The following is a 12,385-nucleotide window of genomic DNA, read 5'->3' on the forward strand; positions in this document are numbered from 1 at the left end:
GGCACCACCCGATCCCATCCCGAACTCGGAAGTGAAACGCAGCCGCGCCGATGGTAGTGTGCATCCGCATGCGAGAGTAGGTCATCGCCAGGGCCTTATACCAAAACCCCGCCTCACAAGAGGCGGGGTTTTTTCTTGGGCAAAAATTTATATCGCTAGGCATGTCTGCAGGACAATCCGGTAAAATTACCTCCAACTTTTGGAGATCCCTGTTCATGCAGAACGCACTTGATGCCCCTTTGCACGTCGTGATTCTTGCTGCTGGCGAAGGCAAGCGAATGAAGTCCGATGTGCCGAAGGTGTTGCAGCCTATTGCCGGCCGCCCCATGCTTGCGCATGTGGTGGACGCTGCACGTGCACTGGCGCCTGCAGGTATTCATATCGTATATGGGCATGGTGGTGAGCAAGTGCGCGCCGCGTTTGCGGCACAACTGGATTTGCACTGGGCAGTGCAGGCGCAGCAGCTGGGTACGGGGCATGCGGTGCAACAGGCCATGCCCGCAATTCCTGACGCGGCGCGGGTGCTGGTGCTGTATGGCGATGTGCCTTTAATTACTGCGCACACATTGCAGCGGCTGCTGGACGCACCGCGGGCTTTGGCTGTGCTGGCGGCAGAGCCAGCAGATCCAACCGGATATGGCCGCATTGTGCGGGATAGCGAAGGCCATGTCGCCGCGATTGTTGAGCATAAGGATGCCGATGAGCTGCAGCGGTGTATTGGCTTGATCAATACCGGCGTGATTGCGGCAGACGCGGCGGCACTGAAACGTTGGTTGAACGGCCTGAAGAACACCAACGCACAGGGCGAGTATTACCTCACCGATATTTTTGCGACGGCCGCGCAAGAGTTTGCGTCAGCGGCGATTGTGACGGTTGAACAAGCACTTGAAACCGAAGGCGCTAATGATCCGTGGCAATTGGCGCAGCTGGAGCGCGCCTTTCAGCAGCGGCAGGTGCGGGCGCTGTGCACCGCAGGGGCGCGAGTGGCAGATCCGGCGCGTGTGGATATTCGCGGCACAGTGACGGTGGGACGGGATGTTGAAATTGATGTGGACGTGGTTTTTGAAGGCGACGTGCACCTAGGGGATGGCGTCAAAATTGGCCCGTTCTGCCGTATTCAAAATGCCACACTGGGCGCGGGCTGCGTCGTGCGTGCGCATTGCGATATTGAAGGCGCGCAGTGCGATGCCGGTGTGCAGATTGGCCCGTATGCGCGGCTGCGGCCCGGCACCGTGCTGGCGCAGGATGTGCATGTGGGCAATTTTGTTGAAACCAAAAAGACCACGCTGGGCCGTGGCAGCAAGGCCAACCACCTGAGCTATCTGGGCGATGCAGTGATTGGCAGCAAGGTCAACGTCGGCGCGGGCACCATCACCTGCAACTACGATGGCGTGAATAAGTTTGTCACCACGATTGAAGATGGCGCGTTTATCGGTTCGAATTCAGCGCTTGTGGCCCCAGTGACGATTGGTGCAGGTGCGACGATTGGTGCAGGCTCAACCATTCGGAAAAACGCACCGCCGCATAAGCTCACCTTGGCGGGCGTGCGCCAAGAAACCAAGGATGGTTGGCAGCGGCCTACAAAGAAGACTTAAGGCAGGAGTAGGTTCGTGAACGGCTGGGTATTTTTCCAGCGGTAGCCGGAAAAATCGCGTTGATCCGTGGACAGAATGCGACCCTCGCCCAAGTGTTCCGCAAGGATCACCAGTGAGGCGTCGGCCAAATCCATGGGTAGATTTTGGTAGCGGCGCATCAGGCTGTGTGCGCGTGCAGCGGCATCATCGGGTGGCGTTGGAATGAGGCAGGCGCCCTGCGCAATGGCGTCCATAAACTCCAACGCTTGGTGTATACCTACTCGCGCCATCAGTAAATGCGTGACTTCGGTTAGTACCGGCCAAGTGCTGACAAAGCCTTCATGCGCATAACGCTGCGCCGCACTGAGCGCTGCTGCGTGGTGGCGATCACGGCGATTTCCGAGTGCGATCCAAAAACCACTATCAGTAAGAATCACGGCGCTTTACCGGGTTCTTGTACGCGGATAGGTAATTTATTTTCTAGCGCATCGATGAGGTAGGTTTTGTAATTTGAAGACAGGTCTTCGGGGCCGTTGCCGCTACCGATATAGCCGGCAAGCAGCTGCATGGGGTCGCGCTGTGGGCGAACATGCAATGCGTGGTATTCGCGCAAAGCGTCGCGCAACACCTCGGAGACAGAACTACCGCTATAGCTCAATAGCTCTTGCAACCGCTGCGCATCGGAGCCGGTGAGGCGCGCATTGATACGAATATCAGAGATTGACATGGGAAGAGCCTCTTAAGGTTGTCATAAATGTATGACGATACTGGGAGGGTGTCAACCTTTGCCTGAACCACTTCATACGGGGAGGTACATCGCCACACACAGCCCGCCGCCTTCGCGGTTGAGTAGGGCGATGCGGCCACCGTGCGCCTCGGCGATTTCACGTGCTAATGCCAGCCCCAGCCCGGTACCATTGCGTTTGGTGGAATAAAACGGCAGCAACGCATTGGCCAGTACGGCTTCGTTCATACCGCTGCCGCGGTCTTGCACCTCAATGCGCCAGCCGTCGGAAAGAGCGCGCACAGTGAGCTTGACGTCGCTTGCGGCGGTGCCGGATTCGTGCGCATTTTTGAGTAGGTTGATGAGGGCTTGTTCTAGCTGCGCGGCGTCGAAAAGACCGATGCCATCAATGGGATGCAGCTCGGAGGCAAACTCTACTTGTGCACGGAGTTGGGCAATGAAACGGTGCCATTCCACTGCCTCTTTGCGTGGTGCGGGTAGCTTGGCAAAGCGCGCGTAGTCGCGGATAAAACTTTCGAGATGGCGGGCGCGGTCTTCAATGGTCGCGAGCGCCGTAGGTAGGCGATCGTAATTGCCACGGCGAACGAGCTCGCTGCCGGAGTGTGCCAGTGAGGCGATGGGGGCTAGTGAATTATTGAGTTCGTGGCTGATAACGCGGATCACTTTTTTCCACGTTTGCACTTCTTGCCTGCGCAGCTCAGCGGTGAGTTGGCGTAGCAGAATCAATTCGTGCGTGCGGCCATTGAGGCGGAATCGACGGCGTGAGAGGTGGTAGATGTCTTCGTCATCGTCGTGGCCGACGGTGAACATGCCATCACCGTCGCGCGTCAAGGCTTCGCACACAGCGGGCTCGGCTGCGGTGAGAATGGCGTCGAAGCTATGGCCTTCCAGCCGCTTGCCTCCACTCAACATTTTGCGTGCGGCGACATTGCCCAGCACGACACGTTGTGAAGGGTCGAGTAAGACCATTGCAACGGGAGTGTTTTGCACAATGGTGTCGAGCAGCAGTTCGCGCTGCACAAGGGCGAGACGTTGGTCGCGCAATGTGTCGCCCAAGGCGTTGTGGGCGGCGACGAGCTCGCCAAGATCACCTGCGGCATCCCAGGCGATGCTGAAGCTGAAGTCGCCATCGCGGTAGCTGGTGACGGTGCCGGTGAGGGCGCGAAATAGGGCGCGCATGGGAGCAAGCACACGCTGTTGCAGCATGAGGGCGAGTGCGGCCGCACCTGCTGCGGCAAGGCTGGCGGCAACCCATACAGGAAGCCAGTGTTGGAGTACGACGGTGGCAGCCGCGGTGAGCGCAGCGATGCTGATGGCGATTGCGGTAAGACGCAGACTAATGGACAGGTGGCGAAGGCGACGCATGGCTTAGCTCCGCGCGATACCAAGGCGGTCCATGCGGCGGTAGAGCGCTTGCCGCGAAAGCCCTAATTCAGCGGCGGCCTGTGCGACCACGCCGCCTGCGCGAGCAAGTGCGGCTTCAATAGTGGCGCGGTCTGGTTCGTCATTTGCTGGCGTGACGCTGGGTTGGAGCTGGGGAAGATTAAGATCAGATGCGGCAATGAGATTGCTCTGCGCAAGCAACACGGCGCGCTGCATGACGTTGCGTAATTCGCGCACGTTGCCGGGCCATGGGTAGCGTTGCAGGGTGCGTTCGGCATCGCTGCTTAGGCGCTTGCCCAGCGGTAAAAAGGCGCGTGCCAGTGGAAGAATATCGGCGGGACGCTGAGCCAGTGCAGGAATGCGCAGTTCAATGCCGTTGAGACGGTAGTAGAGGTCTTCGCGAAATTTTCCTTCCGCGATCAATGCCGGGAGATCGGCATTGGTGGCGCTTACGATGCGCACTTTGACACTGCGCTCGCGGTTGCTGCCTAGCCGCTGAAAACGCCCTGTTTCCAGCACGCGCAGCAGCTTGACTTGGCCAGCCAGCGGCAGCGTGCCGATTTCATCCAAAAATAACGTGCCGCCATCGGCCGCTTCAAATTTTCCGTCGCGCGGTTTGTTAGCGCCGGTATAAGCACCAGCGTCGGCACCAAACAGTTCGGCTTCGATCAATTCGCTGGGTAGTGCGCCGCAGTTGACGGCGATAAACGGGCCACCGGCAACGTGCGAGTTGTAGTGCAAAATTTCCGCGTAGCGCTCTTTGCCGGCGCCGTTGGGGCCGGTGATCAGCACGGGAATGTCGGCGCGCGCCACTTGGCAGGCAAGCCGCAGCGCGGCTTCGCTGGCAGGGGCGGCGTAGATGGTGCCGCGCAGGTCGAACTCGCGCTCTAGGCTGCTGCGGAGCTGGCGTTGCTGCGCGTGTGCCTGTGCGGCCTGCTGCCGCGTTTCACTCAATTCCAAAAGATTGTTGACGGTGATGAGTAGCTTGCTGTCGTCCCACGGTTTGGCTAAATAATCGGCCGCGCCTGCTTTCACCAGCTCCACCGCCGCTTCAAGATGCGTCCATGCGGTGAGCAAAATTACCGGAAGGTCTGGGTAGTGCGTACGAATTTTTTTGAAGAGCGCAATGCCTTCTTCGCCTGAGGTGGTGTCGGCATGAAAGTTCATGTCTTGGATGACGAGTGCGATATCTTCGCGGCCAAGAAGTTCAAGCCCTGCTTGTGGGGAATCGGCATACAGCGTTTGCAGGTCGTGCAGTGAGAACAGCACGTCGAGCGCAGTGGCTACGGCGGGGTTGTCGTCAATGACAAGAATAGTAGGCATGGGCAGATTGTAGCCGGAGGCTTAGGCACTACGCGTAGCGATTGCAGGCGGCACTGCTGCCGCGCGGCGGGCCGGGCCGAACACAGCGGCTTGCCCTAAAACCCACAGCACGAGCGCACCGATAGGGAGGTAGTACAGCGGCAGGCGCGGCAGCGCGTAGTGCTGCATCAGCAGTTGATTGATGAGGTACGCGAGTAGCATGCCAAGTGCAATGCCTAGACTAGAAATTAAGAAATTTTCGGTTTGAAAATAGCGCAAAATCTGCCCGCGCGTAGCGCCGAGTGCACGGCGAATGCCGATTTGCTTGGTGCGCTGCTGCACCCAGAAACTGGCGAGGCCGAGGATGCCAAGCGAGGTGACTAACAGCATGGCCATAATGACAAGAACAAGCAGCCAGGCCATAGCGCGGTCGCGCTGAAAAAATTGATGACGAAGTTCTGCCAGCGGCCGACTTTGCTCTTCATCAAGGATCGCCTCTGGAGCAATTTGCCTAACGGTTTTACGAATCTCCTGCATGAGCTGAGGCCATTGGGTGGGCGTGGCGTGAATCACATAGGTGCCGGTTTGTGCAGAATCTAGTAAAGGAAGAATGACCGACCAATCTGCCCCGGTGATGCCGGTTTCTCCTTGCCCAGGGTTGGGTCTGACGAAGTGCGCGAGCACCCCAGCGACACGGTAGTGGAACTTGTCCATCCAAAATGATCTTCCAAGTGGGGTCTCATTAGGCCACAGATGATCGGCAAGTGATCGAGTGATCCAAACGTCAGCGGAGGCGGGGAAAAAATATAGAGCCGCGGGTTGAAAATCGACATCGGTGAAATTGCGCCCTTGGGTTGGATGTAAGCCAAGGGTGGAAATGGCGCTTGGCCCAAAGCCATAAAAATGTGGCACGCCACCGAACTGTTTGCCCGCTTGATCAAGTGTAATCCCCGCGTTTCCGGTGGGTGAGGCGAACGGGAGTGCACTCACCACACCTATGCTCTTAATACCGGGAATGGCGCGTAGCGCGGATTGTATGCGCGCGTTGAACTCCGCGGGTTGACATTGCTCGCAGCTGCGGAAGCTGACAAGACCAAATTGGCTTTCCTCGACGCCACTGGTGACGTTCATCAATGCAAGGCGCTCTGTAATTAAAAAAAGGGCATTGCAAAGAACGGCGCAAGCGAGTGCAATTTCAAGCACGATCAACATCGTGGCCGTGCGGTGCCTAGATAATGTGGAAAGGATAGGTCTGATGTTAAAAGACATGACAACCTCACAGAGCTTTGAGCTGCATGGCTGGTTGAATGCGCGCAGCACGGGCTGCGGGGAAGATGCCTGCAATTAAACTACTGAGTAGTGCGAGACCGAAGGTGAGTAGGAACATCGGCATGTCGAGATGGATCATGTCGGCGTATTCCAGTGGTTGTTGGCGAATAAGCCATAGGCCGAGCATGGTGAGGAGCAGGCCGCCTATTCCACCCAATAAGCCAATTAGCCCCGATTCAACAAGGCATTGAGAAAAAATTGCACCGCGAGGCGCACCAAGTGCACGACGGACGCCAACTTCACCACTGCGGCGCAAAAATTTTACAAGCAATAAGCCAACCGTATTGAATAGGCAGATGATGAGGAAAGCGAGCGCTAGCCAGGTCTGTAGGCGCACATCACGCGGGACAACGCGGTTGTAGTCTAGCCATTCAAGTAACGAGAGAATGCGAGCATTGTTGGTTTGGCTTATACGTCCAAGTTGCTTTTGCTGCGCAACATAGTCGGAAACAAATTGGCGGTAGCTGGCGATATCCGCCGCGCTATCAAGTTGTACCCAAAGTTGAAGCCAAAGGCAGGGGGAATTGCGGAGGCTACCAGGCGTGGTGGGCATTCCCCAGCAGGTAAATTGCTGAAAATAACCGTCGTTGATGTCTAGCCCTGTTTGGAACGGCACCATGACATCTTCGATTTTTCCGTAAAAATCTGCCGTATTACCTTGGGCGAAAGTCCCTCCAGCTAAGGTATAAAATTTGGGTGACGGGCGCCAAGGCTTCAGTACTCCAATAATGCGAAGATCGCTATTACGCACACGCAAGTGACGCCCAACACTGTTGATGCCACCAAATAGCTGATTGTTGAGGGCAGCAGAGATCACCACGACGCGGCTACGCTTTTCGTCATCTGCTGCGCTCCAGCCACTGCCGTAGGCAAAAGGCACGTCAAACATAGGGAAGAAATCAGCATGTGCCGAAAGCATCGTCGCCATCATTGGCGTCATAGTTGTATCTGTGGCTTGTAAGCGAATGCTGCTATCGACAACGATGCTTTGTCGTTGCCCGCGCTTGGATTTCCATAAGTCGTATGCGGAGACATAGTCGAGCATGTCAGGTGGATCTTTGCGCGGCTTGCTGTCGGGCATTGCATCAACTTGGACATAAAACAAACGTTGGCTGCTGCCTGGTAGCGGGTTGCCTGATAGGAAATGCATCACCGTAAGCATGGTCATTGAGGCCCCAATTCCAGTGGCAATAGAGAGCACCATCAGCACTGTGAGTAGCCCGTTTTGGCGAAAGCTGCGAATAGCCATGCGAAGGTAATAAGTAAACATTGTTGACTCCCGTCAGGCGCTGCGTGTAGCAATTGCAGGCGGCACTGCTGCCGCACGGCGGGCCGGGCCGAAGACGGAGAATTGGCCGAGTACGCACAGCACGAGCGCACCGATGGGGAGGTAATACAGCGGCAGGCGCGGCAGTTCGTATTGACGCATCAATAGCTGATTCAACCCGAACGCCAGCAGTGCGCCGAGCATGATGCCGAGGCTGGCGATGAAAAAGTTCTCGGTTTGGAAGTAGTGCAGAATTTGTCCACGCGTTGCACCAAGGGCACGGCGAATGCCGATTTGTTTGGTGCGTTGTTGCACCCAAAAGCTGGTGAGGCCCACGATGCCGGCTGCGGTGACAGCAAGCAGGATAAAGCAGATCATGCCCATCAAAACGGCCATACCCACGTCAGCGCGGTAGGCTTCGCTGCGCATTTCGGCGAAGGTCTTTACCATGGATTCGTCGATCACACGCATGGGGTTGGTGCGGTACAGTGCTTGCGGTGCTGCTTTCAGTACGTTGTTCAGCTGTCCCGGTTGGGTGCGGATGGCGTAGCGCGAGAATGCGGCATTCAAACGCACTGGAAAAATGGTGCTGTTGTAGGCGAAGCGGCTTCCCCACGTGCCGGTGCTAGGGCTTTGCAGACGCTCGACGACACCGATGATGGTAGTGGGCGCGGTGCTGCCGTTGGTGAAAATGGGTTTACCGACGACATTGCCATTGCTGCCGGGATATAGCTGTTCGGCCAGTGCTTTACTGATGATGGCAATGGGGCGGTCGGCATTGTCACGAAAGCCCATGTGGACAACATCTGCTTTGGTGAAATCGCGCCCGGCAATGAGGCGCAGACCCATTGTTTTAAGTGCCGCCTCATCGGCGAAGTAGAACGTAGACATGATGGTGTCGCTGTTCAATATGGTTTCTGCGGTTGTAGATACGCCGCCGTTCCACGATGAGTTGAGGAGTGGAAAGGAATTGATGGACGTGACCGAGGCCACGCCGGGAAGCGCGCGCAGCGTAGCAAGGTCTTCTTGCAGCATGGCGTCAAGCTTGTTGGCGGCACCGGGGGCGCTATCATTCGGTGCGCCTACCCATTGCTGGGTGAGGAGCATGAGGTTGGATTCATCCATCCCCGTGGGGCGATTCACGCGGTCGATGCGTTGGGAGATGATGAAAATAGCATTGCAGACGATGGCTAAAGTGATGGCGATCTGCAGAGCAATCAATACAACGCCGGATTTATGCTTGCGTAGCGCGGCGATCATTGGGTGCAGGGACATGGCAAAGCCCTCAGTTGGATTTCAGCTGCCACGCAGGTTGAACCTGCGCCGCGCGCCACGTGGGGTATAGGCCTGCCAGCAACGTGGCAAGGACGGAGAGCACGAGTGTTAACAGCAGCAGCGGCAAATCGATCTGCGCAAGCTCGGCAATTTCTTTCGGAAAGATCCAGTCCACGCTGGAGATGCCGAGGAAGGTAAAGAGAAGACCCAGCACGCCACCTGAAAAGCCAATGACGCCGGACTCCACCAAAAACTGAAGATAGATCTGCCGCCGGGGGGCACCCAGTGCACGGCGTACGCCGATCTCACTGCTGCGCCGCAGGAACTTGGCCAAGAGCAAGCCAATGGTGTTGACGAGGCAGGCCACCAGCAGACCCAGCGCAACTAGGAGGGAGATTTTGGTGTCCGATGGAACGACTTCGCGTGCCTGCAGCCATTCTGTAACGCTGCGCAGGCGCAGGTTGGGGGCCCAGCTAAAGCGCCCAGCTTGCTGCTGTTTACTGGAATAACTTTGCAGGTAATTGCGGTAGGCGCTGACCGCAGTGGCGTCGTCGAGCAGCGCGAGGTATGCAATCCACACGCATTCCGATTGTTGCAAGCCTGTAAAGCCTGGCTGCTGTGGTGGGGCGTAGCAGTTGGTATTGCCTTGGTTGTCGAGGCCTGCATCAATGGCGGTATTGAAGGGTAGAAAAATATCTTCCACATTGCTGTCGAATGCGCCGCTGTTAACCACGTCGTAAAATCGCGGCTGCGGGTTCCAGTGCGGCAGCACACCAATGATGCGATAAGGCGTGCCTTCCACATTCAGGCTCTTGCCCACGCTATTGCGGCCGCTAAATAATTTTTTATTGAGTTTGTCGCTGATGACGATCACGCGTGCACGGTTGGCGTCATCTTGCGCATTCCAAGCGTTTCCAAATTGGAAGGGCACGTCTAGCATGCTGAAGAATTCGCTAAACACACCGTGACCGCTGGCGTTGACGGGGTGGAGCGTAGAGTCGGGTGGAACAATCGAAGGCGCGAGCTGATACATCGCCGATTGCAGTGTGGCTTTGTGGTCGCGCATCAGCGCCATGGCGTCGATATAGCTCATCGCCTGCGGTGGCTCACCATCGCGGCTTCGGCCGTTTGGCCCCCAGTTATCGATCTGCGGGATGAACAGGCGGCTGGACTTCCACGGGATCGGGTCACCCGAAACGGCGCGAAATACCGACCATGAGGTCATCGAGGCGGAAACACCGAAGGCGATGATGAGCACCATCAGCGAGGTCAGCACGCGATTGCGCTTAAAACTGCGCAGCGCAAGGGTGAGGTAATAGCCAAACATGGCGGTGTCCTTCAGGCGGTGGTGGCGTCTGCATGGGCGGCGCGGGCGAGTGCGGGGGCGACGCTTAAATCGGTGGCCATGCCATCAACGATGTGCACGTTGCGTTGCGCACGCGCGGCTAGCTCTGGGTCGTGGGTCACCATGACAATGGTGGTGCCTTGTTCGTTGATGTCTTCCAGCAGCTCCATCACGCTGCGCGCCATTTGGCTGTCGAGGTTGCCGGTGGGTTCGTCGGCCAGCAGCAGGCGCGGGCTACCGGCAAGGGCGCGGGCAATCGCAGCGCGTTGCTGCTGACCGCCGGAGAGCTCCGCCGGGTAGTGCTTCATGCGCGAGCCCAGCCCCACCATGCCGAGCGCATCTTCAATGCGCAGTTTGCGCTCGTTTGCAGGCATGCGGCGGTAGCGCAGCGGCACGTCGCAGTTATCAAACAGATTGAGGTCGGGGATGAGGTTGAAGCCTTGAAAGATGAAGCCGATCTTCTCGTTGCGCAGGCGTGAGCGGGCGTTGTCGTTCAAGCCTTTAATATTGACGCCATCGAGCAGGTACTCGCCGCCGGTAAATTCTTCCAGCAGTCCTGCAATATTGAGGAAGGTGGTTTTGCCTGAACCCGATGGGCCGGTGACGGCCACGAATTCGCCTTCTGCCACCTGTAAATCGAGGCTACGCAGTGCGTGGGTTTCAACGAGTTCGGTGCGGTACACCTTGGTAACTTGGCGCATATCGAGCATGGTGAGGCTCCTTTAGTTTCCGGAAATGCGGACACGTTCCGCGTTGTTGAATTGATCGGCGCCCGAGACCACGATGCGGTCTCCGGGCTTTAGGCCTGAGAGGATTTCGACGTTGGAAAGGGACGACGCGCCGGTGCGAATGGGCTGGCGCTGCGCGCTGCTGCCATGCACGACATAGGCCACGCGGCCGCCGTCTTGATCAACAAAGGGGCCACGTTCCACCATCAGTACGTTCTTGCGCGTGTCCATTACGATGCGCACGGTGAGACGCTGGTTTTGCCGGAGTCCCGGTGGCTGTTTGCCGTTGGCAAAGCGCACCCGCGCGGTCACTTCTCCATTCACCACTTCCGGCGAGACGGCGGCGATTTCACCGGCATAGCCCAAATTATTGCTGGTGATCTGCGCGGGCATGCCGATACCAAGATCACGGGCAAAACTTTCTGGAACTTTGATTTCCACCTCAAACTTACTTAAGTCCACCACGCTCAGTACTGGGCCATTGGTGATGACATTGGTGCCTTGTGAAATGTGTACCTGCCCCACTTGCCCATCGAACGGCGCGCGCAAAGTGAGTGCATCGACTTGGCGCTGCGCTTCTTCCACCACGGCGCGTTGGCGCTGGGCTTGCAGTTGTTTGTTTTTGGCATCAAGACCTGCGCCTGCGCTCTGAAGCTTGAAATCGCGCTGCGCGGCGGTGAGCCCGATATCGGCTTTCTTCATCATGTCTTGCGCGCGGTTGAGGTCGTTCTTGGGTACCGCGCCGCCGTCGAAGGCACGCTGATAGCGTTCTAAATCGCGCTGCGCGGTAGTGCGATCCACCCCGGCTTGGTCAAGCGCGCGCTGGGCGTTGGCGCGGGCAATTTGTGCGTCCAGCTGGGCGCGGCTGGCGGCGGCTTCGAAGCTCGCCAGCGTAGATTCTTCTTGCACCAATTTGCTGCGCAGCTCGGGGCTGTCGATGCTGGCCAGCGGTTGGCCCTTGGAAACCTTGTCGCCCGCCACAACCGACAGGTGCACGACACCCGCGGCGATGGCGTACAACGTGGGGCTGTTGGCGGCGATGACGCGGCCTTCGGCGCTGAGGTCGCGTACCAAATCACCACGGCTGACTTCGGCAATGCGCAGGCGTGAGGCGTCATACGACTGTGCGCCGCCAAGCCAGCTCGATGCGACCCAGCCGATTAGCCCTAGCGCAACGGCAGCCGCTAAAATCGGCACGATGAAGCGGCGGCGCGTTGGCTGTGGGGCCACGCGTTGATCTTGGGCCGCGGTGTCGCGGATCTGGTTGCGAGAGGAAAGCCGAGGCGGAGATGTGTTCATGCTTGTCTTTAGGCAATTGGTGTGCCACTTGTAACATACTGAAATAAAAGAAATTATTTTTGTGTTCGGGTGTCCGGAGGCAGTGTTTAGTGTCCGGTCGGACAGGCGAGGGGCGCGAGCGGCTAAACTTGGCGCTTC

Annotated in this window: 11 protein-coding genes and 1 rRNA gene; 2 read left to right on the plus strand and 10 right to left on the minus strand. The window is 57.7% G+C overall.

Annotated elements, in window-relative coordinates:
* Positions 1–93 (plus strand): 5S ribosomal RNA (gene rrf / locus KUL77_RS10040); the annotation flags it as partial.
* Between the two features lie 122 nt (positions 94–215).
* Positions 216–1,595, plus strand: a complete 1,380-nt coding sequence (glmU, locus tag KUL77_RS10045) for a bifunctional UDP-N-acetylglucosamine diphosphorylase/glucosamine-1-phosphate N-acetyltransferase GlmU (protein WP_297146524.1) — start codon at positions 216–218, stop codon at positions 1,593–1,595.
* Here glmU and KUL77_RS10050 read toward each other — a convergent pair.
* The 10 genes from KUL77_RS10050 to KUL77_RS10095 form a co-directional block, all read right to left on the minus strand.
* A complete protein-coding gene (locus KUL77_RS10050; RefSeq protein ID WP_297146526.1) occupies positions 1,592–2,011 on the minus strand; it encodes a PIN domain-containing protein in 420 nt (139 codons plus the stop codon). The two genes, glmU and KUL77_RS10050, sit on opposite strands and share 4 nt — an antisense overlap.
* Positions 2,008–2,301: a ribbon-helix-helix domain-containing protein gene (locus KUL77_RS10055; protein ID WP_297146528.1), complete on the minus strand. Its 294-nt coding sequence runs from the start codon at positions 2,299–2,301 to the stop codon at positions 2,008–2,010. The genes KUL77_RS10050 and KUL77_RS10055 overlap by 4 nt, the downstream gene beginning before the upstream one ends.
* Before the next feature lie 72 nt (positions 2,302–2,373).
* Complete coding sequence (locus KUL77_RS10060) at positions 2,374–3,684, minus strand: ATP-binding protein (RefSeq protein ID WP_297146531.1); 1,311 nt, start codon at positions 3,682–3,684, stop codon at positions 2,374–2,376.
* A 3-nt stretch (positions 3,685–3,687) separates the two neighbouring features.
* A complete protein-coding gene (locus KUL77_RS10065; protein WP_297146534.1) occupies positions 3,688–5,025 on the minus strand; it encodes a sigma-54 dependent transcriptional regulator in 1,338 nt (445 codons plus the stop codon).
* A gap of 21 nt (positions 5,026–5,046) precedes the next feature.
* A complete protein-coding gene (locus KUL77_RS10070; RefSeq protein ID WP_343231547.1) occupies positions 5,047–6,135 on the minus strand; it encodes an FtsX-like permease family protein in 1,089 nt (362 codons plus the stop codon).
* Between the two features lie 145 nt (positions 6,136–6,280).
* Complete coding sequence (locus KUL77_RS10075) at positions 6,281–7,603, minus strand: ABC transporter permease (protein ID WP_297146539.1); 1,323 nt, start codon at positions 7,601–7,603, stop codon at positions 6,281–6,283.
* Between the two features lie 12 nt (positions 7,604–7,615).
* On the minus strand, positions 7,616–8,875 hold the full coding sequence (locus tag KUL77_RS10080; RefSeq protein WP_297146542.1) for an FtsX-like permease family protein: 1,260 nt from the start codon (positions 8,873–8,875) through the stop codon (positions 7,616–7,618).
* A 10-nt stretch (positions 8,876–8,885) separates the two neighbouring features.
* On the minus strand, positions 8,886–10,202 hold the full coding sequence (locus tag KUL77_RS10085; protein ID WP_297146545.1) for an ABC transporter permease: 1,317 nt from the start codon (positions 10,200–10,202) through the stop codon (positions 8,886–8,888).
* A gap of 11 nt (positions 10,203–10,213) precedes the next feature.
* Positions 10,214–10,930 (minus strand): ABC transporter ATP-binding protein, encoded by a 717-nt coding sequence (locus KUL77_RS10090; RefSeq protein WP_297146548.1) that lies wholly within the window; start codon positions 10,928–10,930, stop codon positions 10,214–10,216.
* Positions 10,931–10,942: 12 nt separating this feature from the next.
* Positions 10,943–12,247, minus strand: coding sequence for an efflux RND transporter periplasmic adaptor subunit (locus KUL77_RS10095; protein WP_297146551.1), 1,305 nt, complete (start codon positions 12,245–12,247; stop codon positions 10,943–10,945).
* Between the last annotated feature and the right edge of the window lie 138 nt (positions 12,248–12,385).

Source organism: Thermomonas sp., assembly GCF_019104945.1.
Lineage (GTDB): Bacteria > Pseudomonadota > Gammaproteobacteria > Xanthomonadales > Xanthomonadaceae > Thermomonas.

Bases quoted from the DNA above. Each gene is read 5' to 3' on its own strand.
- glmU (WP_297146524.1), top strand. From the start codon at position 216: ATGCAGAACGCACTTGATGCCCCTTTGCACGTCGTGATTCTTGCTGCT.
- KUL77_RS10055 (WP_297146528.1), bottom strand. From the start codon at position 2,301: ATGTCAATCTCTGATATTCGTATCAATGCGCGCCTCACCGGCTCCGAT.
- KUL77_RS10060 (WP_297146531.1), bottom strand. From the start codon at position 3,684: ATGCGTCGCCTTCGCCACCTGTCCATTAGTCTGCGTCTTACCGCAATC.
- KUL77_RS10065 (WP_297146534.1), bottom strand. From the start codon at position 5,025: ATGCCTACTATTCTTGTCATTGACGACAACCCCGCCGTAGCCACTGCG.
- KUL77_RS10070 (WP_343231547.1), bottom strand. From the start codon at position 6,135: ATGAACGTCACCAGTGGCGTCGAGGAAAGCCAATTTGGTCTTGTCAGC.
- KUL77_RS10075 (WP_297146539.1), bottom strand. From the start codon at position 7,603: ATGTTTACTTATTACCTTCGCATGGCTATTCGCAGCTTTCGCCAAAAC.
- KUL77_RS10080 (WP_297146542.1), bottom strand. From the start codon at position 8,875: ATGTCCCTGCACCCAATGATCGCCGCGCTACGCAAGCATAAATCCGGC.
- KUL77_RS10085 (WP_297146545.1), bottom strand. From the start codon at position 10,202: ATGTTTGGCTATTACCTCACCCTTGCGCTGCGCAGTTTTAAGCGCAAT.
- KUL77_RS10090 (WP_297146548.1), bottom strand. From the start codon at position 10,930: ATGCTCGATATGCGCCAAGTTACCAAGGTGTACCGCACCGAACTCGTT.
- KUL77_RS10095 (WP_297146551.1), bottom strand. From the start codon at position 12,247: ATGAACACATCTCCGCCTCGGCTTTCCTCTCGCAACCAGATCCGCGAC.